At 71.1% G+C, this 26,324-nt stretch carries 27 protein-coding genes; 14 read left to right on the top strand and 13 right to left on the bottom strand.

Features of this window, described 5'->3' with window-relative positions; translation table 11 throughout:
• Nucleotides 1-304 precede the first annotated feature (304 nt).
• The gene (locus tag AB0O53_RS16910; RefSeq protein ID WP_350993005.1) at nucleotides 305-853 is read left to right on the top strand and encodes a hypothetical protein; all 549 of its coding nucleotides are present in this window, start codon (nucleotides 305-307) and stop codon (nucleotides 851-853) included.
• Nucleotides 854-915: 62 nt separating this feature from the next.
• Here the strand turns inward: AB0O53_RS16910 and AB0O53_RS16905 are convergent, their stop codons facing one another.
• Nucleotides 916-1,512, bottom strand: coding sequence for a dihydrofolate reductase family protein (locus AB0O53_RS16905; RefSeq protein ID WP_365196267.1), 597 nt, complete (start codon nucleotides 1,510-1,512; stop codon nucleotides 916-918).
• A 427-nt stretch (nucleotides 1,513-1,939) separates the two neighbouring features.
• Here AB0O53_RS16905 and AB0O53_RS16900 point away from each other — a divergent pair, with 427 nt between their 5' ends.
• Entirely contained in the window at nucleotides 1,940-3,595 is a 1,656-nt protein-coding gene (locus AB0O53_RS16900) for a lytic transglycosylase domain-containing protein (protein WP_365196265.1), read from the top strand.
• Between the two features lie 213 nt (nucleotides 3,596-3,808).
• On the opposite strand, the gene AB0O53_RS16895 is transcribed toward AB0O53_RS16900, so the two are convergent.
• The gene (locus AB0O53_RS16895) at nucleotides 3,809-4,012 is read right to left on the bottom strand and encodes a cold-shock protein (RefSeq protein ID WP_030012116.1); all 204 of its coding nucleotides are present in this window, start codon (nucleotides 4,010-4,012) and stop codon (nucleotides 3,809-3,811) included.
• A 237-nt stretch (nucleotides 4,013-4,249) separates the two neighbouring features.
• Between AB0O53_RS16895 and AB0O53_RS16890 the strand changes: the two genes are divergently transcribed.
• The 4 genes from AB0O53_RS16890 (at nucleotide 4,250) to AB0O53_RS16875 (ending at nucleotide 9,039) form a co-directional block, all read left to right on the top strand.
• On the top strand, nucleotides 4,250-5,113 hold the full coding sequence (locus AB0O53_RS16890; RefSeq protein ID WP_350993001.1) for a menaquinone biosynthetic enzyme MqnA/MqnD family protein: 864 nt from the start codon (nucleotides 4,250-4,252) through the stop codon (nucleotides 5,111-5,113).
• A gap of 206 nt (nucleotides 5,114-5,319) precedes the next feature.
• Nucleotides 5,320-7,098, top strand: a complete 1,779-nt coding sequence (locus AB0O53_RS16885; protein WP_365196262.1) for a serine/threonine-protein kinase — start codon at nucleotides 5,320-5,322, stop codon at nucleotides 7,096-7,098.
• Between the two features lie 77 nt (nucleotides 7,099-7,175).
• Nucleotides 7,176-8,375, top strand: coding sequence for a cyclic dehypoxanthinyl futalosine synthase (mqnC, locus tag AB0O53_RS16880; RefSeq protein WP_350992997.1), 1,200 nt, complete (start codon nucleotides 7,176-7,178; stop codon nucleotides 8,373-8,375).
• 19 nt (nucleotides 8,376-8,394) lie between these two features.
• A complete protein-coding gene (locus tag AB0O53_RS16875; protein WP_365196258.1) occupies nucleotides 8,395-9,039 on the top strand; it encodes an imidazolonepropionase-like domain-containing protein in 645 nt (214 codons plus the stop codon).
• Here the strand turns inward: AB0O53_RS16875 and AB0O53_RS16870 are convergent.
• From AB0O53_RS16870 to AB0O53_RS16850, 5 genes are all read right to left on the bottom strand, one after another.
• Nucleotides 9,005-9,424, bottom strand: coding sequence for a response regulator transcription factor (locus tag AB0O53_RS16870; RefSeq protein ID WP_365196255.1), 420 nt, complete (start codon nucleotides 9,422-9,424; stop codon nucleotides 9,005-9,007). The two genes, AB0O53_RS16875 and AB0O53_RS16870, sit on opposite strands and share 35 nt — an antisense overlap.
• Before the next feature lie 53 nt (nucleotides 9,425-9,477).
• Nucleotides 9,478-10,383 (bottom strand): DUF3152 domain-containing protein, encoded by a 906-nt coding sequence (locus tag AB0O53_RS16865; RefSeq protein WP_350992991.1) that lies wholly within the window; start codon nucleotides 10,381-10,383, stop codon nucleotides 9,478-9,480.
• Nucleotides 10,384-10,605: 222 nt separating this feature from the next.
• Nucleotides 10,606-11,580 carry a hypothetical protein gene (locus tag AB0O53_RS16860; protein WP_350992989.1) on the bottom strand — a complete coding sequence of 325 codons (975 nt, stop codon included), beginning with the start codon at nucleotides 11,578-11,580 and terminating at the stop codon, nucleotides 10,606-10,608.
• Between the two features lie 92 nt (nucleotides 11,581-11,672).
• Nucleotides 11,673-12,071: a hypothetical protein gene (locus AB0O53_RS16855; protein WP_350992987.1), complete on the bottom strand. Its 399-nt coding sequence runs from the start codon at nucleotides 12,069-12,071 to the stop codon at nucleotides 11,673-11,675.
• 82 nt (nucleotides 12,072-12,153) lie between these two features.
• Entirely contained in the window at nucleotides 12,154-12,558 is a 405-nt protein-coding gene (locus AB0O53_RS16850) for a hypothetical protein (RefSeq protein WP_350992985.1), read from the bottom strand.
• Nucleotides 12,559-12,889: 331 nt separating this feature from the next.
• On the opposite strand from AB0O53_RS16850, the gene AB0O53_RS16845 reads away from it, so the two are divergent.
• From AB0O53_RS16845 to AB0O53_RS16825, 5 genes are all read left to right on the top strand, one after another.
• The gene (locus AB0O53_RS16845) at nucleotides 12,890-14,332 is read left to right on the top strand and encodes a peptidoglycan-binding protein (RefSeq protein WP_365196250.1); all 1,443 of its coding nucleotides are present in this window, start codon (nucleotides 12,890-12,892) and stop codon (nucleotides 14,330-14,332) included.
• A complete protein-coding gene (locus AB0O53_RS16840) occupies nucleotides 14,329-15,060 on the top strand; it encodes an ABC transporter ATP-binding protein (RefSeq protein ID WP_350992982.1) in 732 nt (243 codons plus the stop codon). The genes AB0O53_RS16845 and AB0O53_RS16840 overlap by 4 nt, the downstream gene beginning before the upstream one ends.
• A complete protein-coding gene (locus tag AB0O53_RS16835) occupies nucleotides 15,057-16,337 on the top strand; it encodes an ABC transporter permease (RefSeq protein ID WP_365196248.1) in 1,281 nt (426 codons plus the stop codon). Before AB0O53_RS16840 ends, AB0O53_RS16835 begins: the two co-directional genes overlap by 4 nt.
• Nucleotides 16,338-16,439: 102 nt before the next feature.
• Nucleotides 16,440-17,132: a demethylmenaquinone methyltransferase gene (locus AB0O53_RS16830; RefSeq protein ID WP_350992978.1), complete on the top strand. Its 693-nt coding sequence runs from the start codon at nucleotides 16,440-16,442 to the stop codon at nucleotides 17,130-17,132.
• Between the two features lie 38 nt (nucleotides 17,133-17,170).
• Complete coding sequence (locus AB0O53_RS16825; RefSeq protein WP_350993207.1) at nucleotides 17,171-18,082, top strand: glutaminase; 912 nt, start codon at nucleotides 17,171-17,173, stop codon at nucleotides 18,080-18,082.
• 58 nt (nucleotides 18,083-18,140) lie between these two features.
• Here the strand turns inward: AB0O53_RS16825 and AB0O53_RS16820 are convergent, their stop codons facing one another.
• The 4 genes from AB0O53_RS16820 to AB0O53_RS16805 all read right to left on the bottom strand — a co-directional run bounded on the left by AB0O53_RS16820 (nucleotide 18,141) and on the right by AB0O53_RS16805 (nucleotide 22,339).
• Nucleotides 18,141-18,881 (bottom strand): hypothetical protein, encoded by a 741-nt coding sequence (locus AB0O53_RS16820; protein ID WP_350992976.1) that lies wholly within the window; start codon nucleotides 18,879-18,881, stop codon nucleotides 18,141-18,143.
• 29 nt (nucleotides 18,882-18,910) lie between these two features.
• Nucleotides 18,911-21,139 (bottom strand): glycoside hydrolase domain-containing protein, encoded by a 2,229-nt coding sequence (locus AB0O53_RS16815; protein WP_365196244.1) that lies wholly within the window; start codon nucleotides 21,137-21,139, stop codon nucleotides 18,911-18,913.
• A 333-nt stretch (nucleotides 21,140-21,472) separates the two neighbouring features.
• Nucleotides 21,473-21,799: a hypothetical protein gene (locus AB0O53_RS16810; protein ID WP_350992972.1), complete on the bottom strand. Its 327-nt coding sequence runs from the start codon at nucleotides 21,797-21,799 to the stop codon at nucleotides 21,473-21,475.
• Nucleotides 21,800-21,817: 18 nt separating this feature from the next.
• Entirely contained in the window at nucleotides 21,818-22,339 is a 522-nt protein-coding gene (locus tag AB0O53_RS16805; protein ID WP_350992970.1) for a GNAT family N-acetyltransferase, read from the bottom strand.
• A gap of 97 nt (nucleotides 22,340-22,436) precedes the next feature.
• Here AB0O53_RS16805 and AB0O53_RS16800 point away from each other — a divergent pair, with 97 nt between their 5' ends.
• Nucleotides 22,437-23,720 carry a geranylgeranyl reductase family protein gene (locus AB0O53_RS16800; protein ID WP_030653424.1) on the top strand — a complete coding sequence of 428 codons (1,284 nt, stop codon included), beginning with the start codon at nucleotides 22,437-22,439 and terminating at the stop codon, nucleotides 23,718-23,720.
• Nucleotides 23,721-23,733: 13 nt separating this feature from the next.
• Here the strand turns inward: AB0O53_RS16800 and AB0O53_RS16795 are convergent, their stop codons facing one another.
• Both AB0O53_RS16795 and AB0O53_RS16790 read right to left on the bottom strand, forming a co-directional pair.
• Nucleotides 23,734-24,012 carry a hypothetical protein gene (locus AB0O53_RS16795; protein WP_350992966.1) on the bottom strand — a complete coding sequence of 93 codons (279 nt, stop codon included), beginning with the start codon at nucleotides 24,010-24,012 and terminating at the stop codon, nucleotides 23,734-23,736.
• Nucleotides 24,013-24,104: 92 nt separating this feature from the next.
• Nucleotides 24,105-24,425: a hypothetical protein gene (locus AB0O53_RS16790; protein ID WP_350992965.1), complete on the bottom strand. Its 321-nt coding sequence runs from the start codon at nucleotides 24,423-24,425 to the stop codon at nucleotides 24,105-24,107.
• A gap of 436 nt (nucleotides 24,426-24,861) precedes the next feature.
• On the opposite strand from AB0O53_RS16790, the gene AB0O53_RS16785 reads away from it, so the two are divergent.
• Both AB0O53_RS16785 and AB0O53_RS16780 read left to right on the top strand, forming a co-directional pair.
• Nucleotides 24,862-25,215, top strand: coding sequence for a hypothetical protein (locus AB0O53_RS16785; protein WP_350992963.1), 354 nt, complete (start codon nucleotides 24,862-24,864; stop codon nucleotides 25,213-25,215).
• Between the two features lie 23 nt (nucleotides 25,216-25,238).
• Nucleotides 25,239-26,198 carry a hypothetical protein gene (locus AB0O53_RS16780; protein WP_365196239.1) on the top strand — a complete coding sequence of 320 codons (960 nt, stop codon included), beginning with the start codon at nucleotides 25,239-25,241 and terminating at the stop codon, nucleotides 26,196-26,198.
• Nucleotides 26,199-26,324 lie beyond the last annotated feature (126 nt).

Here is a 26,324-nt window from a genome sequence, read left to right as displayed (position 1 = left end):
ACGCAGGAGCGCCCTTGAGGGACCGGCACGACCCGGAAAACCATCGGACAGACGGAAAAACCCCCAGAACGTCACTGACTCCCGCCCGAGTGCATACCGCCCACCCGAAGCCACCGCCGCGCCTTCCCCGTCCCACCCCCGCCGGCTCCCGCCGTGCCCCGACCCGACCCTGCCCCGACCCCGCCCCGCCCCGCCGGGGCTCCCCCCGCCGAAGCCCTGCCGCGCTCCACGCCGCAGTCCCACCGCACCGCCCGCGTACGCGTCCGCCCGGGCGGGTATCGGCCTGCACGGGAGAGGGGGCGTCGTGCGTGCTGCTGTGCGGGGGTTGGGGCGGGGGGTGGCCGGGGCCGGGGTCGTCGTGACGCTCGGGGTGGCCGGGTGGCTGATGTGGGTGCTGCCCGGGCCACAGATGGGGGCGGTGCTCGGTTTCGGGCCCGTCGACGGGGTCGTCTCCGTCCACCACTGCTACGAGGCCACCGACGCCGAGGGCTACACGACCGGTACCGACTGCACGGGCTGGTACACCCCTCGCCGGCCGGGGGAGGCGGCGCGCGAGATCGTGCTGGACACGGCCGCCGACGAGTACCGGCAGGGCGCCCGGGTCGAGGTGCGGACGGCGAGGGGCCGGGCCTACGAGCTGTCCGGGACGGCCGTGTTCAACTTCGGCACGGCGGCCGGCCTGCTGCTCGTACCGTTCCTGACGCTCGCGGCCTGGCTGTTCGCCTGCGCGCGCAGCGGCACGGTGGCGAACGGCGAGGGCTACTTTTTCGTGTCCCTGGTCGGCCTGTTCGCCGCCGTCGTGCTGGGGGCGGTGGCCGGAGCCCTGGTCGGGATCGGGACCGCCGTGTTCTGAACCGCCGCCCGCAGGAGGGGCGAACGCTCCCCGGGCCCGGGCGCGGGCCCGGGGAGCGCCGGTCAGGCCTTCGCGGTCGGGTGGTAGGTGCACACGTGCACGCCCGCGGGGCTGATGGCCGTCGAGACCAGTTCGAGGGTGTGCAGGCCGCCGTCCTGCGGGAAGATCGACTTCCCGCCCCCCAGCAGCACCGGCATGATCATGAGCCGCAGTTCGTCGACGAGGCCCTCGCTCAGCAGGGTGCGCGCGAGGGTGGGGCTGCCCATGACGACCAGGTCGCCGCCGTTGCCGTCGCGCAGCTCGCGGATGCGGGCGACGGCCTTGCCGCCGTCGATGCGCGTGGTGTTGTTCCACGTCAGCTCGTCGTCCCCGAGGGTGTCGGACACGACGTACTTCGGCAGGGAGTTCATCCGGTCGGCGAAGGGGTCGCCGGCGCGCTCGGGCCATGCCGCGGCCATGTTCTGCCAGGTGCGCCGCCCGTACAGCAGCGCGTCGGCCTTCTCCAGGGCCGCGGTGAAGGAGCCGCCGACGACCTCCGCGTCGAAGAAGGGGTGGGTCCAGCCGCCGTGGGCGAAGCCGCCGTCGCTGTCCTCGCCCTGGCCGCCCGGGGCCTGCACGACGCCGTCGAGGCTGATGAATTCAGTGATGACGATGCGCATGGGGATCGTTCCTCTTCTGTCCGGGTCGATGCGTACGGAAGTAGGACCGGCGAGCGCCGCGAAATGTATCGGTCCCCGGGATCCTTCTTGAGTGATCCGGGTCACATCGCCGTGTGGGCGGTGTGTGGGGGGTGTGGAGCGTCCGGGGTGGCTGCCGGACGGACCGCCGGTGGCGCGGCCGTAGATCCGTTCGGTGGCTTCGAACAGGCGGGATCCGGCTGGAAACAGGTTGTCATCGGGCCATTTCGGGCGGAGGGTTGGGGCTGTTGTCCCTTCTGTCGCCGGATGCCGGTGAAGGCGAGACGAATGGTCCGTCACATCTGCCGGACGGACGGCGAGTCGGGTCGGAATACCTGATAGACAGTGGATATTCACGGCCAGACCGGCCACATACCCTTGAACGGCTCCTTGGGGGGACTGCCGCACTGTGAAGCCGCTTCACCGCCACATCGTCAACACCTCGCGCAAGGTCCTGTGCACGGCCGCGCTCGCGGCCAGCCTGACCACTGCCGCGGTCGTGTCCACTCCGTCGACCGCGGATGCGGGAGAGTCCGAACCGACCCCGGACAGTCCGCAGGCCACCGACCGCGGTGACGCCCGGCTGGACCTGCCGGACATCGTCGCCGACCCGCCGCCCGCCGCGGGGGCGGGCACGCAGGAGGGCGCCAGCGGTATACCCGCGACCGCCCTCGACGCCTACAACCGGGCCCAGGTCGCCGTCGCGGCGGCGCTCCCCAACTGCAAGCTGCCCTGGGAGCTGCTCGCGGGCATCGGCCGGGTCGAGTCCGTCCACGCCTCCGGCTACGGCCTCAAGGCCGACGGCTACACCGAGAAGCCGATCCGCGGCCCGCGCCTCGACGGCAACGGCTTCGCCGAGATCCGCGACACCGACCGGGGCGAGTTCGACGCGGACGTGGTCTACGACCGCGCCGTCGGCCCGATGCAGTTCATTCCCTCGACCTGGGCCACCTGGGGCGCCGACGGCAACGGCGACGCCAAGCGGGACCCGAACAACATCTACGACGCGGCCCTGGGCGCCGGCCTCTACCTGTGCGCCGGCGACCGGAACCTGTCGGTGGCCGCCGAGCTCGACAAGGCGATCCTCAGCTACAACAACTCCCGCGAGTACGTGAACACCGTGCTCGGCTACATGCGGCAGTACCAGCAGGGCGCCACCGAGGTGGCCAATCCGCCCGTGGGGAACTACCCGCCGGTGCAGCCGGGCACCCTGCCCACGCCCCGCCCGCAGAACCCGGTCACGCCGACGCCGGCCCCCAAGCCGACGCCGACGCCGACCCCCACGCCGACGCCCACCCCGACCCCGACTCCGACCCCGGAGAAGCCGGCCCCGCACCTGGCCGAGCTGACGGTGCTCGACGGTCCCGGCCTCACCGCCGAGGCGGGAGCGGCCTTCACCGTGGTCCCGCGGGTCAAGCTGCTCCTCAGCGACGGCAAGCCCGCCGCCGGCCGCGAGGTGGTCTTCGCGATCGAGGAGGACGCCACCGGGACCCCCGGCACCCTCTTCGGCACGGCGAAGTCCCTGGTGGTCAAGACGGGCGCCGACGGCATCGCCGCCGCGCCCGGCCTGAAGGCGGGCGCCACGGCGGGCACCTTCACCCTGCGCGCCTCGGCCTACGACACCACCAGCCGGCTCACCGTGAACTTCGCGGGCAAGGTCACGGCGCCCGCCGCGGACCTGCTGGCCCGCCCGGAGGGCTCGAAGCCGCTCGCGGCGGTCGCCGGCACGAGCATCAAGGGCGTCGAGGTCCGGGCCACGGCCAAGGGCAAGGCGGTCGCCGTCTCCGGCGTCGTCGCCGGCCTGGGCCAGGAGAAGGACGGGAAGTGGGTGCCGGCCGACCCGGCGACCGTGAAGGGCCCGTACTTCAAGGACGCGACCGGCAAGAAGGTCTACGACCTCGCCCTGGCGGCGACCGCGGCCGACGGCCGGATCGTCCTGCCGGAGCTCTTCACGGACGCGGACCTCGCCCCGGGCACCTACCAGCTCCGCCTGGTCACCCCGGACGACGTGACCCTGATCCTCGACATCGAGATCACCGCGCCGCCCGCGGCCACCGCGAAGTGACCCCAGCCCGGGCCCACGGGCCCGGGCCGCGGCCGGACCGGTCGTACAGACGCCCTGGGGCCCGCACCGTGCACACGGTGCGGGCCCCAGGGCGTATCCGCCCTCCCCACCCGGGAGGGGAAAGGCAGGAGCCCCGCCGCTCTGCTCGCGCAGAGGTGACGGGGCTCCTTGGGTACTGCTTTTCCAACCCGCGATTGAGGTTGGCCCAGGCGACTAGGCCGGGGTGACGTTCTCCGCCTGCGGGCCCTTCGGACCCTGCGTGACGTCGAAGTTCACCGTCTGGTTCTCCTCGAGGGAGCGGAAGCCAGAGGCGTTGATCGCGGAGTAGTGGACGAAGACATCCGGGCCGCCGCCGTCCTGGGCGATGAAGCCGAAGCCCTTTTCAGCGTTGAACCACTTCACGGTTCCGGTAGCCATGAGCCCTCCTATGGGCCAAAGGGTCGCCCTGCTCCAGAACCTGCTAAGAAGTCTGAAAACTACAAAAGCCTGCGGGTCACATTCTCCGCAGGCCTCGTACTGCAAGGGAAACCAAACTGCAACTTGCGTCGAGCCTAGCACGCACCATGCGGCCGAGACCAGAGGGAAAGATCACGTCACCCGGACGTTTGAGACCCGCCTCAAGGCTGACGCAGACGGGGGGACTAGTCTCGCGATGTGGACGTCTACCGCAGCCGGCCCCGCGTCGGCCACATTCAGTTCCTGAACTGCCTGCCCCTCTACTGGGGGCTCGCCAGAACCGGCACGCTGCTGGACCTGGAGCTGACCAAGGACACCCCCGAGAAGCTCAGCCAGCGGCTCGTCGACGGGGAGCTGGACATCGCCCCGATCACCCTCGTGGAATTCCTCCGCAACGCCGACCGGCTCGTCGCCTTCCCCGATCTCGCGGTCGGCTGCGACGGCCCCGTGATGTCCTGCGTGATCGTCTCGCAGGTCCCGCTGGACCGGCTCGACGGAGCCCGCGTCGCCCTCGGCTCGACCTCCCGTACGTCCGTACGCCTGGCCCAGCTACTGCTCTCCGAGCAGTACGGCGTACGGCCCGACTACTACACCTGCCCGCCCGACCTGGGCACGATGATGCAGGAGGCGGACGCCGCCGTACTGATCGGCGACGCCGCGCTGAGGGCCTCGCTCCACGACGCGCCCCGGCTCGGACTGACCGTCCACGACCTCGGGCACATGTGGAAGGAGTGGACCGGACTGCCGTTCGTGTTCGCCGTCTGGGCCGCCCGGAAGGACTACCTCGCGCGCGAGCCCGCCGTCGTGCAGAAGGTCCACGAGGCCTTCCTCGCCTCCCGCGACCTCTCCCTCGAAGAGGTCACCAAGGTCGCCGAGCAGGCGGCCCGCTGGGAGGCCTTCGACGCGGAGCTGCTGGAGCGGTACTTCACGACGCTCGACTTCCGCTTCGGTCCCGACCAGTTGGCGGGCGTACGGGAATTCGCCCGCCGAACCGGACCGACGACGGGGTATCCCGCGGATGTGTCCGTGGAGCTGCTGAGCGCGGTGGTCCAGGAGTGCTGAACGGGTTTACCGCCGGGTAGATCCAAAGCGCCCGTCAGGTGAATGCCCGGTTTCCCGGGAATTCCCGCCCTTTCCGCATTCCTCCGCCCGCAGGGGGAAATGCAAAAGGGTGACGGCCACCCCCTCCCCCCGCCCCGCACCCCCTAGGCTGCTCCTCGGCCGGGTGCCACAAGACGCCCGGGAACACGGGGAATTGGGGGGACGCGATGCATCCGCTGCAAGCCGGTGAGCCGCGGACCATCGGCGCGTACCGGTTGCTCGGCCGGCTCGGCGCGGGTGGCATGGGCCGGGTCTACCTGGGCCGCAGCGCGGGCGGCCGGACCGTCGCGGTCAAGATCGTGCACCCGCACTTCGCCTCCGACGAGGAGTTCCGGGCCCGGTTCCGCCGCGAGGTCGAGGCGGCCCGGCGGGTCGGCGGCGAGTGGACCGCTCCGGTGCTCGACGCGGATCCGGAGGCCGAGGTCCCGTGGGTGGCCACCGGGTACGTGGCGGGGCCCTCCCTGGACCGCGCGCTCGCCGCGCACGGGCCGCTCCCCGAGCTCGCCGTACGGGCGGTCGGCGCGGGGCTGGCGCGCGCCCTGGTGGCCGTGCACGGGCTCGGGCTCGTCCACCGGGACGTGAAGCCGTCGAACGTGATGCTCACCCTCGACGGGCCGCGGCTGATCGACTTCGGGATCGCGCGGGCCACGGACGGCACGGCCTCGCTCACCTCCACCGGCGTCTCCGTGGGCTCGCCCGGCTACATGTCGCCCGAGCAGATCCTCGGCAAGGGCATCACCGGGGCGGCCGACGTGTTCTCCCTCGGCGCCGTGCTCGCCTTCGCGGCGACCGGCCGGCCGCCCTTCAGCGGGGACAACTCCGCCACCCTCCTCTACAAGGTGGTGCACGAACCGCCCGAGCTCGGCGAGCTCCCGGCCGGGGACCTGCGCGACCTGATCGAGGCCTGCCTGGCCAAGACGGCCGCGGAGCGGCCCGCCCCCGCGGCGGTCGCCGACGCCCTGGCCGGGGCGCTCGGTGCCCCCGGCTGGCTTCCGGCACCCCTGGTCGAGGAGGCCAGCCGGGCCGCGGTGGCCCTCCTCGACCTCGACGCCGACCCCGCCGATTCCGCCGCCTCCGATTCCTCCGGTACGGCCGTGCCCGTACCGGAGGCGGCCTCCGGCCCGGTCCCCTTCACCGCGGGCTCGTACGCCCCGGCCGGCGGCGGCTTCGGAGCGCCGGACCCCTCGTACGGGAGCCAGGGCGCGGGCTTCCCCCACGCCGCCCCGGCCGCGGGCCCGTACGGCAGCCCCACCGAGACCCCCGGCGGGGGCCCGGCGGGCGCCGCCGCCTCCGGGGCCGGCGCGCTGCCGCACCCGCGTACGGAGACCGGCGGGCGGCAGGTCACGGTCAGCGCCGCGGGGCGCCGGTTCAGCTGCACCGTCGTCCTGGCCGCGGCGGCCGCGCTGGCGGTGCTCTCCAGCGGACTGTTCTGGATGGACCTGCTGCCCGGGCAGGGCGGCGGCGGGCAGCGGGACCTGGCCGACGCCGGCGCGCGGCCCTCGGCCTCCTCGCCCGCCCCGGGAGCGTCGGCACCCTCGGCCGCGGCCACCGGTGCGAGTTCCGCGTCGCCCGCGCCCGGGACCCGTACCGAGGTCCCCAAGGAGTTCGTCGGCACGTGGAAGGGCACGGTCACCACCGCCCGCCTCGGCCTGTCGTCGGAGTTCGAGATCACCATCAAGGGCGGCAAGGCCGGCGAGGTCGTCGCCCGGGACAAGTCGGTCCTGGCCGTCCTCGGCACCGACTGCAGCGGCGACTGGAAGCTCGCCTCCGCCACGGACCGCTCCCTCGTCCTGGACAGCTCGGGCGGGCCCAACCCCGCCCCCGGGGTCTGCTCCAACGGCTCCGCCGACGAGCGGTTCACCCTCAACGCGAACGGAACGCTCCACTACAAGTCGGGGGACTCCCCGGCCGGGAACCCCGAGGGAGACCTCACCCGCAGCCCCTGAAATCCGCCGCCGGGCCCTGGCGTAGGCTGGCTCGGTCCGGACCTTGACACAGACACACCGCCGAAAGGTGACTCCCGGTGACCGACCAGGCCGTTCTCCAGTCTGTCCTCGACCGCGCCGCCGCGGGGGGCCGGATCACCAAGGAAGAGGCGCTCGACCTCTACCGCCACGCCCCGCTGCACGCGCTCGGGCAGGCGGCCGACGCGGTGCGCCGCCGCCGCTACGCCGGCACCGAGCACATCGCGACGTACATCATCGAGCGGAACATCAACTACACGAACGTGTGCGTCACGGCGTGCAAGTTCTGTGCCTTCTACGCGGCCCCCAAGGACACGAAGAAGGGCTGGTCCCGCGACCTCGACGACATCCTGCGCCGCTGCGCGGAGACCGTCGAGCTCGGCGGCACGCAGATCATGTTCCAGGGCGGGCACCACCCGGACTACGGCGTCGAGTACTACGAGCACCACTTCTCCGCCATCAAGAAGGACTTCCCGCAGCTGGTCATCCACTCCCTCGGCGCGTCCGAGGTCGAGCACATGGCCCGCATCTCGGGCGTCTCGGCCGAGGAGGCCATCCAGCGCATCCACGCCGCCGGCCTGGACTCCTTCGCGGGCGCCGGCGCCGAGCTGCTGCCGGCCCGGCCGCGCAAGGCGATCGCCCCGCTGAAGGAGTCCGGCGAGCGCTGGCTGGAGATCATGGAGATCGCCCACAAGCTGGGCGTGGAGTCCACCTCCACCATGCTGATGGGCACCGGCGAGACCAACGCCGAGCGCATCGAGCACATCGCGATGATCCGCGACACGCAGGACCGCACGGGCGGCTTCCGCGCCTTCATCCCGTACACCTACCAGCCCGAGAACAACCACCTCAAGGGCCGCACCCAGGCGACGATCTTCGAGTACCTGCGCATGATCGCGATCGCGCGCCTGTTCCTCGACAACATCGCCCACATCCAGGGCTCCTGGCTGACGGTCGGCAAGGAGGCGGGCCAGCTCTCGCTGCACTACGGCGCGGACGACCTCGGCTCGATCATGCTGGAGGAGAACGTCGTCTCCTCGGCCGGTGCCAAGCACCGCTCCAACCGCCAGGAGATCATCGACCTGATCCGCAAGGCGGGCCGCACCCCGGCGCAGCGCGCGACGACCTACGAGCACCTGCTGGTGCACGACGACCCGGCGAACGACCCGGTCGACGAGCGCGTCGTCTCGCACATCTCCTCCACCGCGATCGAGGGCGGCACCGCGCACCCCGAGCTGAAGCTCATCTCCACCAACTGACGCGTCCGACACGATCACGATGCTGACGCTGCACGCCGCCGAACTCCTGGTGACCGGACCGGGGTCCGCGCCGCTGGAGGGCGGTGCGGTCCTCGTCGAGGGGGACCGGATCGCCCGCGTGGGTCCGTACGAGGACCTCGCGGCGGGCCATTCGCACGCCCGGGTCCGCCGCTGGCCCGGGGTGCTCACCCCGGGGCTGCTGGTGCGCGGGGCGGACGAGCTGCTGGAGCGGACGTACTACCCGGACGACCCGTACGAGGTCACGGAACTCGGCGCGGACCCGATCAGCGGCGCGGAGGCGCTGGTGGCGCTGAAGCTGACCGAGTCGCGGTGGGGCCACAGCGCCCGGCGCGGCACGCAGCGGCTGCTGGCCCGCGGGGTGGTGGCGGTGTGCGGCCGCTTCACGGTCGCGGCGGTGCGCACGGCGGTGTCCCGGTCGGGGCTGACGATCCTGCCGCCGGCGCCCTACGAGGGACGGCCGGACCTGGATCCCTTCGCGGGCCGGGAGGCGGCGGCGGAGGCCTTCCACGGGGTGCTGGAGCCGGGCGCCGCGGCACGTTTCGCGGTGTTCGCGGTGGCGGACGGGGCCGAGCTGCTGACGCGGGGCGCGACCACGTGCGTGGCCACGGTCATCGGGGGACGGCTGCTCCACCGGAGGCGCTGAGCCCGTCGCCGCCGTCGAGGGGGCCGCTGTCGAGGGGGCCGCTGTCCGGGGCCCGGCCGTCGAGGTCCGTGCCGTCGACGGGTCTGTGCTCGGCGGGCCGGCCGCCCTCCCGGGCGAGGGCGGCGAGCAGGCAGGCCTGGAGGCGGCTGATCCCGCCGAGCTTGGCCCGTATGTTCACGACGTGGAACTTGACCGTGCTGACGGACAGTTGGAGTTCCCCGGCGAGTTCCCGGTTGGAGGCGCCGGTGGCCAGGCACAGGAACACCGCGGACTCCTGCTCGGTCAGCAGCGCTTCGCAGGACTGCGCCCCCTGCTGTTCCGGCGGCCCGTCCGGCTCCTCGTACGAGGGGAACCACGCAGGGACGCTGAAGCTGACGACGCGCACGGTTCCCACTCCTCGATCCCCCCGGCCGGCCCCTTACGGAGGCCGGCCTTTCCCTAGAGGACGGGTGGACCGGACAGGTAGGTTCCATTCGCGTCGAAGGGCCAGGCGTTGGACTTGCAGCCTTCCAGGCCCTTGATCTGCTGCATCATCGCCGGGGCGGGCTTTCCGGGGCCCGGGCAGCCCTCGTGGCCGCGGCCTATCTCGTGCCCGACCTCGTGGTTGACGATCAGCGCCCGGTACTCCTCCACGGAGCCGCTGAACTGGGGCGAGCCCTCCTTCCAGCGCTTGAGGTTCACCACCACGTCATGGCCGGTCCGGCAGTTGGTCTCGCCGATGAGTTCCGGGGTGACCACGTCGCACAGGAGGTCGGTGGTCTTGGGCGTCGCGATCTTGACGGTGAAGTCCACCGGCTGGCCCGCACCCACGAGCTGGAAGCCGTAGCGGGGGTCCCTGGTCCAGCCGCGGGGGTCCCCGAGGATCGCCTCGACGGAGCGGGCGGCGGCCTCCGGGTCGATCCCGCTGCCCTCCTCGACCTCCAGCCGCCAGCGCCGTGTGGTCCCCTTGCCCTGCGCGCCGCCGGAGGAGGTCGACCCGGTGAAGGTGCCGGGCTTGCCGGGCGTCGCGGGGGAGCCGGTGGACGGCGAGGGGGAGGCGGGCTGCTGCGAGGGGGCGGCGGGGGACTGCGCGGCCTCCGGGGACTTCGCGCCGCCCTGCGGCTGCGGGTTCCCCGCGGCGTCGGTGCCTTCCCCGGCCGGTGCGTCGGTCTGCGCCGCGGTGCGGCCCTTGGCGGCCGTGGTGGTCTCGTCCTCGGGCAGCAGCGCGTAGGCGGTGGCCGATACGGCGACCAGCGCCGCCGAGCCGAGGAGGATGGTGCGCCGCAGCCGCCTGCGCCGCTCGGCCCGGCGCCTGGCGCGCGGGCCGTCACGGCGGGAACGACCGGTGGAATGGCCTGCCGGCATCGTGAAGCTTCCTGTTCGCGGCGGCCACTGCCGGACCCGCCCACGCTTGTGGTTCCGATCCGGTGGGTGACCCTCACCGGGCCGCACCCTGGCAGTCAACGCGCATGCGGCGTAGCAGCGTAACTGTCCTTCGGAACAGTTCTACGGTCGGGTACGGCACCACCACGGCGCGGCACCGGCACCGCCACGGCCGGGTACGACGGAGCCCGCGCCGCCCGGGGCTCAGCCGGTGCCGGTGAGCTGGGCGGCGAGCCGCAGCCGGTCCTCCATCTGCTTCTTCGCCAGGTCGAGGGTCTCGGCGTTCTTCTCGATCAGCCGGTTCTGGTACGCGGTCTGGACGGTGTGCCAGACGCCCACCAGGTTGGTGCGCTCCTTGCAGGAGACATCGTGCTGCGCCGCCGCGATCGCCTGGGGTGAGTCCTGGGCCGACTGGAACCCGAGGTCGGCCTGCGGCGACACCGGGTCGTCGGTCTTGTAGCCCTTTTCGGCCATGCAGGCGGACCACTCCTGCGTGACCTTGCGGACCCTGCTGTCCTCGCCCGACCGCAGGTAGGAGTCGGTCACCATGTTCTGCGGGAGCATGATGTCGACCGCGTCCTTGGTCGGGGCGTAGAGCTTGAGGTAGCTCTCGCGGCGGCACCCGCCGGCCGGCACCTGCTGTCCGCCGACGCTGATCGCGCCCTGGCCGGTCTGTTCGGCCTCCTCCTGGCTCATGGGAACCGGCTTGGAGGGGTCGACTTCCTTCTCGCCGCTCAGGAACAGTGCTTCATTGGGGCCGAGCTGCGGCTGCGGTGCGGCCTGCTGTCCGGGGCCCGACGCGAAGTCGGTGTTCTTGTAGCCGTGGCGAGTCGCCTGATCGGCGTCCGAGAGCCCGTACAGGCGGGCCCGGTCATTCGGCATCGCGTTGCCCCCCGCGGCCGCGTACCGGAATCCGTACCGCTTCATGCACTGGTCGATGAGGGTGTTCTGGGCTCGCGTCAGCAAGGTGATCCTGTCGCCACGTGCGATGTACGTGTCGAGCGGAAGCGTCAGCTCGGCCGAGTGCAGGATCTGGGGCGCGGCTCCGGCCTCGGGTTCGCGACCGTCACTGTCGGCGCCGGAATCCGTCGAGGAACACCCGGTCAGGGAGAGTGCGGTCAGCAACCCGGCGGTGGCGACGAGGCGCGGAAGGGTGCGGGAGGGGCGGGAGGGGGTCATGGGTGCTCCGGAAACAGCGGTTCGGGGGGCGTGGTACGCCGCCCGTCCGGTGCGGGACCGGCGGGCGGCGTACCGAGGGCACGCTCTGGTTCTCAGCAGTAGCGGCCGGCCGAGGAAATGCGGTTCTTGAACTTGGCGGAGGCGTTGCCCCGGTGGCCCTCGGGGATGAAGCCCTTGTCGCCCGTCATCCCGGAGTTCGTGAAGACGAAGAAGCCGCAGCTGTTGTTGATGTACGAAGCCGTGTTCTCGTTCACCATCTGTCCGGCGCAGCTCTGGGACCCCTTGAAGAAGTCGTCGCCGAAGTTGTCGTCGCTGGCGGAGAGGTCGAAGACGGAGTTCTTGTAGTCCGACTGGCAGAAGAGGCCGAACTCCGTGCTGTCGAGCCATCCGTCCTTCCAGCCGGAAGCGGAGGCGGTGCTCGCGGTGAGGCCGAGCACGGTGAGGGTGAGAGCGGTTGCGGCGATGCCCCGCAGGACGTTGCTAGTGCGCATTATGGATTTCCCCCTGTTTTGTCAAGACTATTTCTGGTGAAAGTGAATTCGGCGCGGGAGCCGTGGGTGATTCGTTGCGGCGTCAGCAGCCGATGGCGGTCGAGGAGATCTGGTCCCGGTACGCGGCGGTGGCGTTGCCGCGGTGCCCCGAGGGGACCCACCCCTGGTTGCCCATCATGTCGATGTGGGTGAAGACCCACCAGCCGCACCCGGATCCGTTCAGGTAGGAACGGGTGTTGTCGTTGACGTTCTGGCCGGCGCAGCTTCGGGAGCCCTTGAACCAGTCGTCGGTGAAGTTCGGGTCGCTGTACCAGAGGTCGAAGACGGAGTTCTCCTGGTTCTCGTAGCAGAAGAGGCCGAACTCGGTGCTGGTGAGGTATCCGTCCTTCTCCTTGTCGCCGGCGGAGGCCGAGCCCGTGCTCACGGCGACTGCGGACAGGGCGAGGGCGGTTGCGGCGATGCCGCGCAGTAAGTTGCGAGTGCGCATGGATTCATTCTCCCGTTTGTCAAGTGAGGTGGTCTGTGAGGTGGATGACGTTCAGAAAGTCGCTCGCCGGGCACTCGGGCCGTTCGGTTAGAGTTCGAATGTCCGGGTCGCGCGCCAGTTAATGCGACATGCATGCGCCTTTGCAACCTGATATGGATCGACGTCTGTCGCGTCCAGGACTTGGCCAAAACGAATGTGACGCTTGGTAATAAAAATGGAGTTGTGCGATCCGGATCGCCGGGGGAGCGGGATGAAGGAGTCGGAACTCGTGGTTTCTCAGAAGGCCTCGGCGCCTGCCGGGCTTTCGCGTCGTCGCCGTTGGATAGGTGTCGTGACCGGCGGGGCCGTGTTGCTCACGGCGGTCGGAATGGGGTCGTCCTTCGTCATCAAGTCGCCCGCCCAGGCGGCTGCGGAAGCGGGCCCGCCGCCCCTGGACGTGCTGACGTCCCCGGTGGAGAAGAGAGTGCTCCGCGACACGCTCATCGTCCGGGGTACGGCCAGCGCCGCGCAGACGGTCCAGGTCGCCCCCTCCGGAGGAGGCGAAGGGACCGCGGCGGCGGTGGTGACCAAGTTGCCGCTCGCACAGGGGAGCGAGGCCGCTGCGGGCCGGGTACTCATGGAGGTCTCCGGCCGCCCGCTGTTCGTCCTCCCCGGCAAGACGCCCGTCTACCGCGACCTCAAGCCCGGAGCGACCGGAGACGACGTCGCGCAGCTTCAGCGGGGACTGGCGGCGATGGGGCACGGCAGCGGAGGTGACAAGGCCGGCCAGTTCGGTGCCGGCACGAAGGCCGCCCTGACCGCCTTCTACGCCTCGATCGGTTACGACCCCCTGCCGGCGTCGACGGACGGCGGAGAGGCCGTGACCGCGGCACAGGATTCGGTGAGCGGTGCCGAACGGGCCCTGCAGGACGCCCGCGCGGCCGCGAAGGCCGGGAGCTCCGGGGGCGTCGCGGCCGGGGCGTCGGGCACGCCCTCCGGCAAGCCGGCTCCCGCGGAGCCGGATTCCCGGCTCGCGGTGAACCGGGCTCAGGAAGACCTGGACAAGGCCCGCCGCCGGCTGGCCGACGTCCAGGCCAAGGCGGGGCCGATGCTGCCCGCCGGAGAGGTGGTCTTCCTGGAGGGGCTTCCCGCCCGGGTCGACACCGTCAACGTGAGCATCGGCAGCAAGGTCTCCGGTCCCGCGATGACGCTGTCCGCCGGGGAACTCGTGGTGCGGGCGCAGCTCAAGGAGCACCAGAAGGGCCTGGTGCGCACCGGCCAGAAGGTGGAGATCCAGTCAGAGGTGAGCCGCATCACCGCGGCCGCACAGGTGCAGTCGGTGGACGACAAGCTGTCCGTCCCCAAAGCGGCTCCCCAGGGCGGCGGAACCGGTCAGGACTCGGGCCAGGGCCAGAGCCAGGGCCAGAGCCAGGGCCAGGGCCAGGGGCCCGCAGGCCAGTCCGGCTACGCCCTGACCGTCCGCTCCGACCAGCCGCTGGACCCTTCGCTCGCGGGGCAGGACGTACGTCTGACCATCGAGGCGGCCGCAACGGACGGCGCCGCCCTCGTCGTGCCCGCGAGTGCCGTTTCGGCGGGAGCGGACGGCCTCACCAGCGTGACCGTGGTGGACTCCGCCGGTGCCCAGCGGCGGGTCCCCGTCAAGGCGGGCACCGTCGGGGACGGTTTCGTCGAAGTCGTGCCCAGCGTTCCGGGCACCCTGAACGAGCGGGACGAGGTGGTCACCGGAGTGAAGCAGGCTCCGGCGGCACGTGGCGGTAAGGCCGGCAAGCCGTGACGGATGCGACGGTCGCCCCGGAGGCCGGGGACAAGCCACCCGTCATCGAGTTCCGGCAGGTCGGACTCACCTATCCCGGGCCGCCGCCGGTGGAGGCGTTGCGTCCCGGCGACCTCCGTGTGGAGGCCGGGGAGTTCGTCACGATCATCGGTCCGTCGGGCTCGGGCAAGTCCACGTTCCTGAACATCGCCGGACTCCTGGACGCGCCCACCTCGGGCACCTACATGCTGGACGGCATCGACACCGGAACCCTCGGGGACGCCCGGCGCACCGCGCTGCGCGGCAGGCGCATCGGCTTCGTCTTCCAGTCCTTCCACCTGCTCCCCCACCGGTCGGCCCAGGAGAACGTCGCCCTGGCCATGCTCTACAACGGGGTGCCGCGGCGTGAACGGCTGCCCCGGGCCGGGGAGGTTCTCCAGCGGGTGGGGCTCGGCCACCGGGTCGACGCCCTCCCGGCCCGGCTGTCCGGCGGTGAGCGGCAGCGCGTGGCCATCGCCCGCGCCCTGGTGGGCAACCCCTCTCTGCTGCTGTGCGACGAGCCGACCGGAAACCTGGACACCGCCAACGCGCAGACGGTCCTGCGCCTCCTGGACGAACTCCACCGGGACGGGATGACCGTCCTCGTCATCACGCACGACCCGGAGGTGGCGCAGAGGGGCGGTCGCACCGTCACCATCAGGGACGGCGTCCTGTCCGAGCGCGCGGCACGCGTCGAGGTGACCGCATGACGAGCCGCGTCCGGGTCCGAGCCCGCATCCGCGGCCTGCGGTCGGAAGGGCCGCCGCGAGACCGCGTACAGCATTCGAGGCTGGCGGCGCGCGACGCGCTCGCCGAGGCCCTGGCCGGGATCCTGCAGCGTCCCGCCCGTTCGATGCTCACGGCCCTGGGCACCGTACTGGGCGTCGGGTCGTTCGTCGCGATCCTCGGCCTGACCGCGACGACCTCGTCCCAGATCGACGCACGCTTCAACGTGCTGAGTGCCACGGAGGTGACCGTCGAGGACGTGGCACAGAGCCGGAACGAATTCGCGGCCCCAGGATTCCCTGCAGACGCGGACCGGCGGATCGCCCGCCTGAGCGGTGTCACGCATGCCGGCGTGTACTACGGCGTGCGGCTCACCTCCGGTACCACCGTGAGCTCCTCGCCCGTCGGCGCGGACTCCGAGGGCGAGCGGCTCGACGTGGTCGCCGCGTCCCCCGGCGCCCTGCGGGCCGCCGTACCGACACTGGACCAGGGCAGGCTCTTCGACGACTACCACTCCGAGAGCCGCCAGCGGGTCGCGGTCCTCGGCGCGGCCACCGCCGCCCGGCTCGGGATTACCACGGTCTCAACGCACCCCGCCGTGTTCATCGGCGAGGAACCGTTCACCGTCGTGGGGATCATCGGCGACGTGGAGCGCAAGGCGGACCTGCTGCTCTCCGTCGTGGTGCCCCGAAGTACGGCCGAAGAGGTCTTCGGGCCTCCCCGGGGCGGTGACGCCAGGATGATCATCGCCACCGAGCTGGGGGCGGCCCGGCAGGTCGCGGAACTGGCCCCGACGGCCCTGCGTCCCGACCATCCGGATTACCTCAAGGCGGTCGCACCGGCGGATCCGAAGAGCCTGCGGACGAACGTGTCCTCGGACCTCGGCCAGCTCTTCCTCATACTCGCCGGGATCTGCCTGATCATCGGGGCGGTCGGGATCGCCAACACGACACTGGTCGCCGTTCTGGAACGAACCGGCGAGATCGGGCTGCGCCGTGCGCTGGGTGCCCGCGGGCGTCACATCAGCCTGCAGTTCCTGGCCGAGTCCGGGGCCCTCGGCGCCCTGGGCGGCCTCGTGGGTACCTCCCTGGGCAGCATGACCGTCGTCCTCGTCGCAGTGATCCGGGAATGGACGCCGGTCATCCACCCGCTCACGGTCCTGGCCGCACCCGCCATCGGACTGCTGACCGGGGTGCTGGCAGGCCTGTATCCGGCATGGCGGGCGTCCCGGATCGAGCCGGCCGAGGCGTTGCGCCGCTGAGCGGGGCGCCCGCCGGGGAGGCGGCACCGGCGGGGCCCACGCGGCCTGAGAGGATGGGGCCGTACCCGCCGATCCGCATCGCAACACGAGGGGCGAACGCCAGTGACAAGGGCCTCCCTGGACAAGCAGCCGCACGAAGTCGCCTCCATGTTCGACAGGGTCGCGGCGAACTACGACCTGACCAACGACGTCCTCTCCCTCGGCCAGGACCGGGTGTGGCGCAAGGAGGTCGCCAAGGCGGTCGACGCGCGCCCCGGGCAGAAGGTCCTCGACCTGGCCGCCGGTACGGCGACCTCCTCGCTGCCCTTCGCGGCGACCGGCGCGTACGTCGTCCCGTGCGACTTCTCCCTGGGCATGCTCATGGAGGGCAAGAAGCGGAACTCCTGGCTTCCGCTGACCGCCGGCGACGCGACGAGGCTGCCGTTCAAGGACGACGTCTTCGACACCGTCACGATCTCCTTCGGCCTGCGCAACGTCCAGGACACCGACGCGGCGCTGCGCGAGCTGTACCGGGTGACCAAGCCCGGCGGGCAGGTCGTGATCTGCGAGTTCTCGCAGCCCACCTGGGCGCCGTTCCGGACGGTCTACACCGAGTACCTGATGCGCGCGCTGCCGCCCGTGGCCCGCGCCGTGTCGTCCAACCCCGACGCGTACGTGTACCTCGCCGAGTCCATCCGGGAATGGCCCGACCAGCCCGCGCTGGCCGGCCTGCTGCAGAAGGCCGGCTGGTCCAAGGTGGCCTGGCGCAACCTCAGCGGCGGCATCGTCGCGCTGCACAGAGGCACCAAGGCCTGACCGCCGTGCCCGACGCCCTGCCGCCCGACGCCGGGTCCCTGGACTACGAGCCCCTGCTGGAGCGGATCGCCGCCGACGTCGCCCCGCTGCTGGGCAGCGGCACGCCCGCCGAGTACATCCCGGCGCTCGCCGCGGTCGACCCGCGGCAGTTCGGGATGGCCGTCGCCGATCTCGACGGGAACGTCTTCGGGGTGGGGGACTGGGAGGTGCCCTTCTCCGCCCAGTCGATCACCAAGGTCTTCGCGCTCGCCCTGGCCCTGGCCGAGGGCGGCGACAGCCTGTGGGAGCGGGTCGGCCGGGAGCCCTCGGGCAACCCGTTCAACTCGCTCGTGCAGCTGGAGTACGAGAACGGCATTCCGCGCAATCCGTTCATCAACGCGGGCGCCCTCGTGGTCACCGACCGGCTCCAGACGCTGACGGGCGACGCGAGCAGCGAGGTGCTGGAGTTCCTGCGGCAGGAGAGCCAGAACCCGGACATAGGCTTCGACGCCGAGGTCGCCGCCTCCGAGCAGGGGCACGGCGACCGCAACGCGGCCCTGGCGCACTTCATGGCCTCGTACGGGAACATCGACAACCCGGTGCCCGCACTGCTGGAGCACTACTTCTGGCAGTGCTCCATCGAGATGACCTGCGCCGACCTGGCCCGTGCCGGGCGGTTCCTGGCCCGGCACGGGCTGCGCGCGGACGGCTCGCGCCTGCTGACCCGCAGCGAGGCCAAGCAGGTCAACGCGGTGATGATGACCTGCGGGACGTACGACGCGGCGGGCGAGTTCGCCTACCGCGTCGGGCTGCCCGGCAAGAGCGGGGTGGGCGGCGGCATCGTCGCCGTCGTCCCCGGCCAGTGCACCCTCGCCGTGTGGAGCCCGGGGCTGGACGCCCGGGGCAACTCGGTCGCGGGCGTCGCCGCGCTGGACCGGTTCACGACCCTGACGGGCCTGTCCGTCTTCTAGGGGACGTCCGGTGGGGGAGCGGGCCGGGGCCGGTGCGGCCCGGACCCGCTCCCGCTGATCACGACTGCCGGCCCGCGAGCCGATCGGCGGCGGTCCGGCGCTGCGGCTGGAGGGTGTCCACGAGGACTCCCGATCCCTGGCCGGGGGTGTAGTTCCAGTCCCAGATCTTCGCCGCGACCTTGCCGAGCCGTTCGTCGCCGGGTCGCACGTCGATGTAGAAGAGCGACTCGTCCGGCTTCCTGTCGTCGCCGCCCCAGCGCACCACGCCCTCGCAGTCGGCGAGGATGTCGCGCAGGGTCAGTTCCTGCAGCGGGTAGAAGCCGCCGCGCGCTCCGGCGGGGTAGGCACCGGAGCGGATCCGCACGGCGGTTCCGGACGCCAGGTTCGATTCGGGCAGGCCCTTGCGCACGGAGCCCGGCTGCACCCAGCCGGTGACGTCGCCGCCGCGGAGGGTTTCGACCTCGTAGTGGAACCGGCGTACCACGTGGACCAGCACGGTCTCGACGTCGGCCATCCGGATCTGGATCCCGCCGACCGGGAGGCCGGTGACGGGGCGGGTGTAGATGCTGCCGTGGTCGTCCGCGACCTTCTCCATCTCCCACCCGTTCGTCGAGGGGATGCCGGTCTGGACGCGCTTCTCGCGTTCCTGGGCCTTTTTGATCGCGTCCCGGACGTGGGCCGGGTCGGGGGCGGGGCCCACGGCGTGGGCGGGTGTGGCCAGCTGCGAGCCGACCGCGACGCCGACCGCCACGAAGGCGGCACGCCGCAGGACGGTGCGGCGAGATATCTTTCCGGTCACTTCTTGTCTCCTCGTACCGATGGCCGGCGTCAGACGTTGCGGGAAATGGAGTTGTACTTCTCCATGACTTGGTAGAGCGCCAGGCGCTTCTTCGCGTGCTCGGTGGCCTCCGAGTCCGCCGTCCCCTGGTAGCGGCGCAGGATCTGGTAGATCTCGCTCTCCGTGTAGTCGAGGCTCATGGGCCTCAGGACCGTTTCGGCGGGTGAGTTGCCGGGCGCGCCGCCGGCGTTCCAGAGGTGGACGAGGGGAACGCTCTGGATGGCGAAGGAGTCGTCCTCCCGGAGCTTGTCCCAGAGCTCGAACTTGTCCTTGTCACTGCCGACGTTTCGGATCGTGCCCGTCGCGTAGCCCTTTTGGATGGCGTAGTTCCATGCCAGGACGGCAGTCCTGCCGAACATTTGGGCGATTCCGGTCGAGCTGTCCTCGAACGAGCCGCCGGCCAGGTACTTGGTGCGGATGGCCGCGTCCGCCCCGAGGTCGATGGCGTCGATGTGCCGCATCTCCCAGTAGCACGAGGTCTGGATGAGGGCCTTGCGCATCTTGTACTTGTAGGCGAGCTGGGTGATCACGGTGTCCCACTCGACGACGACCCTGCGGAAGCACGTCTCGTGGCCGTACGTCCTGACCCCGCCGTCGTTCGGGAAACCGATCGACTCCATGTACTTGCCGACGTCCGTCCGCATCGCCCCGATGACGCTGGAGGCGAGGTTGGTGTCCGGGAGCGCGGTGCGGGGGGTGTTGAAGGAGTTCTGGCCCGTGTCGCGCCCCGACGCGATGTTGACGTCGATGTTGATCGCACCGTCACCGGAGCCGATCGTGCGGGTGACGATCTGGTCGTAGGCCCAGTTCGCCGGCATCGGGTAGCCGAAGTTGCCGGAGAAGCCGGACGACATGTCGGAGACGAACGAGGCCGAGGCGTGGCCGGCCTCGCCCACCCGGGTGCAGACGTTGCGGGGGCCGTAGACGCCGACGGCGAAGCGGTTGCCGTCGTCGGCGATGGCGTCCTGGATGCCCTTGAAGTGCGGCAGGACGCTGTTGGACACGTCCTGGTCGAGCGCGTCGAAGTCGACCGCGAAGAAGATCCGGGTCCCCGGCTTGAAGCCGTGGTCCAGCGCTGCGTTGATCGCGGACTGGGCGGCCGCACGGCCCAGGGGGTAGCTGAAGTCGGAGGCGTCGCGGCCGAACGTCTGGTAGATCGGGAAGCAGCGGAGCCCGTTGTCGGCGATGGTCTTGAGCTCGCCGGGCTGGATCGCCTTGTGGCGCAACGGGTCCTTGTCGTCCTTCGGCGGGACGGGGTTGGTGAGGTACCGGCCCACGTACTTGATTCCCTGGGCCTTCAGCGTGGCGGCTCGGGCGGGCGTGATCAGCGTGATGCCGTCGCAGGCCTCGCCGTTGCGGGACTGGTCGCCGTAGGAGACGAGCAGGGAGGCCCAGGTGGAGAAGTCGCCGGTGCCGGTGACGGGCAGCTTCACGAACGACTGAAAGTCGCTGACGGCCGTGGCGAGCGCGCCAGTGAAGCTGGAAGTGAAGGACACGGGGCGCTGGTTGAGGACCATGCCGCCGGAGAACAGCTGGACCCAGGTGCCCGAGGATCCGGTGGAGACGGTGTGGCTCTTCAGTCCGCTCTGCGTGCCGGGTCCGAAGACGCCGTTGGCGGTGCCGTCGGCCATGCCCAGCTCGTACTGCACGGCGAACAGCATGGACTTCGCGACGTCGCGGGAGTGGTGGCCGTCGGCCGGGATGATGAAGAAGTCCCGGCGGTTGACGTAGGAGCCGTTCAGCCACCGCTGGACGGCCCGGATGTTCTCCGAGCCGCTGTTGACGGTGACGTAGGCGTCCATGTTGAGCAGGCCCTTGAAGACCTTGGGGACCAGGCCGTCTCCGGGGTAGGTGGAGGCCACCCCCATGTCCTGCTTCAGCTTGGTGACGGCCGCCGACACGCGGGAGCTGAAGACACCGTCGTAGGCGCCGCCGTCGTAGCCCTTGCAGTAGAGGCCGGCCTGGACGATCCAGACGATGTTCTTGTTGGACGTCGCGCTGTTGATGGTCGGGAATTTCGACTGCAGGGTGTTCAGCGTCGTGGGTCCGAAAGTGTCGGACAGGGACGATATCCCGAGCTCGTACTGAAGGGCGCGGGTGAGCGCGAACATCACCTTCCAGCTGGTGACGCCGTTTTCGATGAGCGGCTCGATCCCCAGCTTTCCCCGGTAGGTCGTGTTGAGGTAACTCTGGGCCCTGAGCACCATTTCGTCGGCCATGCTCGAACTCCTGTCGGTGCGCCGCAACCAGGTGGGGCGCCGGCCTGAGCAGCAGTGTGGTCTGAAGGGGCGCGGGCGTGCGCGACGGAGCGCTCATGAGCAGACCGATGCGTTCGTTCCCCCCGGCACCGGTCCGGCGATCTCGGTCGACAGCCGAAAGCGCCCGCACTTGTCGATCAACCTAACCGAAGGGTCGTTCGCGTCCTGCCCGGGGAGACCAATTCCGTGAAGATCGGCCGAAAATATTCTGTTGTGCACAGGGGGTGATAGGGGTAAGGGAGTGTATTTCAGTGGCGGGCAAGGTGCGGAATTGGCTATTCCGGACGGCGGTCGCTACGGCGAGCAGGAAGGGTCGCCCGGAGCGCACTCCATGGCGAACTGCCAGAAGGCGTAGACGAGGACGCACACGGCGAGGGACACGCCGGTCATGACGGCGAAGCGCCGGCGTGCACGTGGATGGCCCCCCGCATGCGCCAGTACCAGCCCGGCGACGGGAGCGACGACCACACCCGTCAGGGCCATCCACACCAGGACGGGGGCGGCGGCCGTGAGGCGGTAGCCGGCGATCAGGGCGAGCGGAGACGCGGCCCACCACACCGTCAGCACGGAAGAGACGCGGGTGACGGTGGTGGAGGGGCGACTGGGGGCGTCGTGGGACACGGATCGTTCTCTTTCGTCCTACAGGGCGAGCGCGTAGCGGCGGGCCGGGTTGCCGCCCGGCGTGGTGAACTCCTCGGCCAGGGTCATGCCGAGCCGCTCCGCCACCGCCACCGAGCGGGCGTTGCGGGCGTGGATCATCGCCACCACCCGCTCGATCCCGGCCCCGCGGACCCGCTCCAGGGTGGCCAGCGCCGCGGCGTAGGCGTAGCCGCGGCCCCAGGCCGCCCGGCCGAGCCGCCAGCCGATCTCGATCTCCCCGACCGGCCCCCACTCCTTGTCCACCGGCCACGGCTGCGCCCCGGTGAAGCCGATCACCTCACCGTCGCCGTCGAGCAGCGTCCACAGGCACAGGCCGAGCTGTGCGTCGTGCATCCGCTGGCGCGCGGTGAACTCCTCGTACTCCGACAACTCGGCGGGACCGCCGAGGAACTCCATCACATCGGTGTCGTTGAAGACGCGGTGCCAGGCGTGGGCGTCCTCGTCGGTGGGCACGCGCAGGCCCACCGCCGGGAGCGGGGGCCGGGTCGGCGAAGTCGTCATCGGGGCAGCCCTTCGGATCGCGATCACTCTCGCTGCATAGACTGCACATGTCCGGTGCCGCCTGGCACCCTATATCGAGCCTTCGGGAGACCCCGCAGTGACCGAGCTCCTCTCCGAACACTCCGCGGACGTGATCGTCGTCGGGGCCGGGCCCGCCGGCTCGACCACCGCCTACTACCTCGCCAAGGCCGGATTGGACGTCCTGCTGCTGGAGAAGACGGCGTTCCCGCGCGAGAAGGTCTGCGGCGACGGACTGACCCCGCGCGCCACCAAGCAGCTGGTGGCGATGGGCATCGACATCTCCGAAGAGGCCGGCTGGCTCCGCAACAAGGGCCTGCGGATCATCGGCGGCGGGCAGCGGCTCCAGCTGGACTGGCCGGAACTCGCCTCTTACCCGGAGTACGGACTCGTCCGCAAGCGTGACGACTTCGACGAGATCCTGGCCCGCCAGGCCCAGAAGGCCGGCGCCCGGCTGTACGAGCGCTGCAACGTCGGCGAGCCCGTCCGTGACGCCCGCACCGGCCGCATCACCGGCGTGCAGGCGAAGCTGGGCGAGGAGAAGACCCCGGTCACCTTCCACGCCCCGCTGGTCGTCGCGGCCGACGGCAACTCCTCCCGGCTGTCCCTGGCCATGGGCCTGCACCGGCGCGAGGACCGCCCGATGGGCGTCGCGGTGCGCACGTACTTCACCTCGCCGCGGCACGACGACGACTACCTGGAGTCCTGGCTGGAGCTGTGGGACCGGCGCGGTCCGCAGGACCGGCTGCTGCCCGGCTACGGGTGGATCTTCGGCATGGGCGACGGCACCTCCAACGTCGGCCTCGGCATCCTCAACTCCTCCTCCGCCTTCAAGGAGCTGGACTGGCGCGAGGTCCTGAAGGCCTGGTGCGCCTCGATGCCGGAGGACTGGGGCTACACCCCGGAGAACATGACGCAGCCGATCCGCGGCGCCGCCCTGCCGATGGCCTTCAACCGGCAGCCGCACTACACCAAGGGCCTGCTGCTGGTCGGTGACGCGGGCGGCCTCGTCAACCCCTTCAACGGCGAGGGCATCGCCTACGCGATGGAGTCGGGCCAGATCGCGGCCGACGTCATCGTCCAGGCGCAGGCCCGGTCCACCCCGGCGCAGCGCGAGCTGGCGCTGCACAACTACCCGAAGGTGCTCAAGGAGACCTACGGCGGCTACTACACGCTGGGCCGCGCCTTCGTGAAGCTGATCGGCAACCCGAAGGTCATGAAGGTCGCGACGCAGCGCGGCCTGACCCACCCGCTGCTGATGAAGTTCACCCTGAAGATGCTGGCCAACCTGACCGACCCGGCGGGCGGCGACGCGATGGACCGCATCATCAACGGCCTCTCGAAGGTGGCCCCGAAGGCCTGACGGAGCCTGCTCGTCAAGGACGGCGGTCCCGGATCCCCCGGTTCTCCGGGTCGGGGCCGCCGTGCACCGTGCGCACGCACCGTGCCAGCAGGACCAGCCCGCACACCAGCAGCGCGCCCGAGACGGTCCAGCCGGTCGCGAGGAGGAGGGCGTGCCCCGGCTTCTGCCAGGGGCGGGTGGTGTTCAGCAGCCAGCCCCCGACGGCGAGGAGCCCGAGGCCGAGGGCGGCCCGGACCGCGGTGGGGTCGCCCGCCTCGTGGGGCTCGTAGCGCTCGTACGGCTGTGTGCCCACGGGACCACCACCTCCATCCGACGCTCAGGGCCTGTGCCGCCATCTTCTCAGGGCTCGGGGGCCCCGTTCGACACGGCCGCCCGCCCGGCCGATCACCGGCGGGTCCGGCACTTCGACAACGCCTCGGCATGCCGGGTCTTGAGCGTGGCCCACTGCTCGGCGGTGGCCTTCGTCTCGTCGGTCTCCGCCGTGACCGGGTCGGGGTCCGGGTACCAGGCGACCCCCTCGGCCCGCAGGCACGAGGCTTCCTCCCGTGCGGCGGCGAGCTGCGCGGGGGTGGCGGGAGCGGGCTGCGGACGCGGCGGCAGCATCGGCTCGCACGCCTTGTGCGCCTCCTCGTTCCACGGCTTCGACTTGTCCACGCGGGGCGCGCCGTATTCCGTGTGGACGATCGCGACGCCGTGCTTCTTCAAACAGTCGTGGTACGCGATTTCCGCGGCGGTGGGCGGCGGACTGTCGCTCGCCCGGGGCTCCTCCTCGCCGCCGCATCCCGTCAGTGAAATGCACAGGAGAAGCAGTGGTGCGAAATGGCGTGCGCGCACGACGGATTTCCCTTGCGGCCGTAGAAGTGGAATCGGCGCGCCCGTTCCGTGAAGACGGTGAGGGCGTGCCGGGTGATCGTAAGGAGCCCCGGACCTGCGCACAAGTTCCTTACGAGTAACCATTCATGACTGTCCATCAGGTGAGAAGGGGCTTGGCCGGAGGTCTTCCCGCCCTGTTGAATCCCGGCCGGACGGGGTCGTGAGCACAGCTCGGCCCGCGTCGTCATTTTCATCGGCGGAGGGGTAGGGAATGAACAAGGCGTTCCGCGTTCTGGCCACGGGTGGGGCCGCTGTCGTATCGGCGGGAATGATTCTTCTGAGCGCGGCCGGGCCGGCCGCGGCCCTGGGCAAGAACGGAAGTCTGGAAGTCCACGAGTTCGGTCTTTTCTACAACCAGAATCAATCCGGTTGTGTATTCGACCTGTACGGCGAGGACCTGAACTTCAACAACGACTACTTCAAGAGCGGCTGCACGGGCGGCACCTCGAACGTGAACGACAACACCGAGTCCTACCGGAACCGCGACGTCTACGCGTGGAAGGTGGCCACCGACGCGAACATCGACGGCAACGTCGGCGAGATCCCGTCGGGTTACTCCGGCAACGCCTCGACCAACTTCAAGAACAAGATCAGCTCGGCCACCTTCACCCTCCACCCCTGATCCGGACGAAGGAGTCCCACGCCATGCGCTCCGCCTCCCTCCCGCGTTCGGCCGCCCTGCTGGCCGTGGTGCTGACCGCGCTGGCCGGCTGCTCCGGCGCCGCGGGCGCGGAGGGCGGCGAGCCCGGACTCGGCCCCGTCGCCGCCAACCCGGCGACGGCCGCGCTGAGCTTCCCCCTGGACGCGTACACGGACTCCGAGTCCGAGCGGGGCCGCATGGGCGGGGTGCAGCAGCTGCTGGTCTCCCGCTGCATGGCGCGGTACGGCTTCACATACGAGGGGGTGAAGCCGGCCCCGCCGTCGGTGGCGGGGACCGGGGAGGACCGGCACCGGTACCTCTTCGGCCTGGCCGATCCGGCGTACGCGGCGGCCCACGGCTACGACAAGTCGGCGGGGGAGGGCCCCCGGTCCAAGCCCGCGGCCCCGGAGCTGAGCGACAGCGCGCACCTCGTGATGTACGGCGAGCGGCGCGGGGCCCCGGGCGGTGCGGCCCCCGACGCGAAGACCGAGGAGGAGGCCGCGGATCTGGACAGCGGTCTGACTGCGGCCGGGCAGAAGGTGCCGGCCGGCGGGTGCGTGCGGGAGGGGTACCGCAAGCTGTACGCGCCGACCAGGGACAGCGTCGACCTGCTCTTCGCCTTCGGGCTCGCCTCGGAGGCGCACGAACGGTCCCGGCAGGACTCCCGGGTCGTCGACGTCCTGGCGAAATGGTCCTCATGCATGGACAAGTCGGGATACAGCGGGATCGCCACCCCGTACGAGGTCGTCGAGAAGCTGGGCCTGGAGAACGAGAAGGGCGGCGCCCGGGGCGTCACGGCGGCCCGGGCGGACGTCGCCTGCAAGCGCGAGGTGAACCTCGTCGGGATCTGGGCCGCGGTCGAGAAGGCGTACCAGGAACGGCTCGTCGAGGAACACGCCGAGACGCTCGCGCTCTACGGGAAGCAGCGGCAGGCCCGCTTCAGGCTCGCGGCCTCACTGGGCTGAGGGGAGCGCGCGCACGGCGCCGGACGCCCGTGGGCTCCGGCCCGCCCGGACCGTCCGGGAAACGGCTCCAGGGCCGGTACTCCACCCCCGAGCGGGGGAGTACCGGCCCTCGGCCGTGTCTGCTGC

The sequence above is a fragment of the Streptomyces erythrochromogenes genome, from assembly GCF_040684695.1.
Classification (GTDB): Bacteria; Actinomycetota; Actinomycetes; order Streptomycetales; family Streptomycetaceae; genus Streptomyces; species Streptomyces erythrochromogenes_C.
The sequence above is the reverse complement of the archived record's forward strand: the minus strand, read 5'-3'. Positions and strand labels throughout refer to the sequence as shown.

Coding starts and splice junctions, on each gene's coding strand:
- AB0O53_RS16850 (WP_350992985.1), bottom strand. CDS start 12,558: ATGCGCACTCGCAACTTACTGCGCGGCATCGCCGCAACCGCCCTCGCC.
- AB0O53_RS16905 (WP_365196267.1), bottom strand. CDS start 1,512: ATGCGCATCGTCATCACTGAATTCATCAGCCTCGACGGCGTCGTGCAG.
- AB0O53_RS16875 (WP_365196258.1), top strand. CDS start 8,395: ATGCTGACGCTGCACGCCGCCGAACTCCTGGTGACCGGACCGGGGTCC.
- AB0O53_RS16895 (WP_030012116.1), bottom strand. CDS start 4,012: ATGGCTACCGGAACCGTGAAGTGGTTCAACGCTGAAAAGGGCTTCGGC.
- AB0O53_RS16855 (WP_350992987.1), bottom strand. CDS start 12,071: ATGCGCACTAGCAACGTCCTGCGGGGCATCGCCGCAACCGCTCTCACC.
- AB0O53_RS16885 (WP_365196262.1), top strand. CDS start 5,320: ATGCATCCGCTGCAAGCCGGTGAGCCGCGGACCATCGGCGCGTACCGG.
- AB0O53_RS16865 (WP_350992991.1), bottom strand. CDS start 10,383: ATGCCGGCAGGCCATTCCACCGGTCGTTCCCGCCGTGACGGCCCGCGC.
- AB0O53_RS16805 (WP_350992970.1), bottom strand. CDS start 22,339: ATGACGACTTCGCCGACCCGGCCCCCGCTCCCGGCGGTGGGCCTGCGC.
- AB0O53_RS16815 (WP_365196244.1), bottom strand. CDS start 21,139: ATGGCCGACGAAATGGTGCTCAGGGCCCAGAGTTACCTCAACACGACC.
- AB0O53_RS16860 (WP_350992989.1), bottom strand. CDS start 11,580: ATGACCCCCTCCCGCCCCTCCCGCACCCTTCCGCGCCTCGTCGCCACC.
- AB0O53_RS16785 (WP_350992963.1), top strand. CDS start 24,862: ATGATTCTTCTGAGCGCGGCCGGGCCGGCCGCGGCCCTGGGCAAGAAC.
- AB0O53_RS16780 (WP_365196239.1), top strand. CDS start 25,239: ATGCGCTCCGCCTCCCTCCCGCGTTCGGCCGCCCTGCTGGCCGTGGTG.
- AB0O53_RS16835 (WP_365196248.1), top strand. CDS start 15,057: ATGACGAGCCGCGTCCGGGTCCGAGCCCGCATCCGCGGCCTGCGGTCG.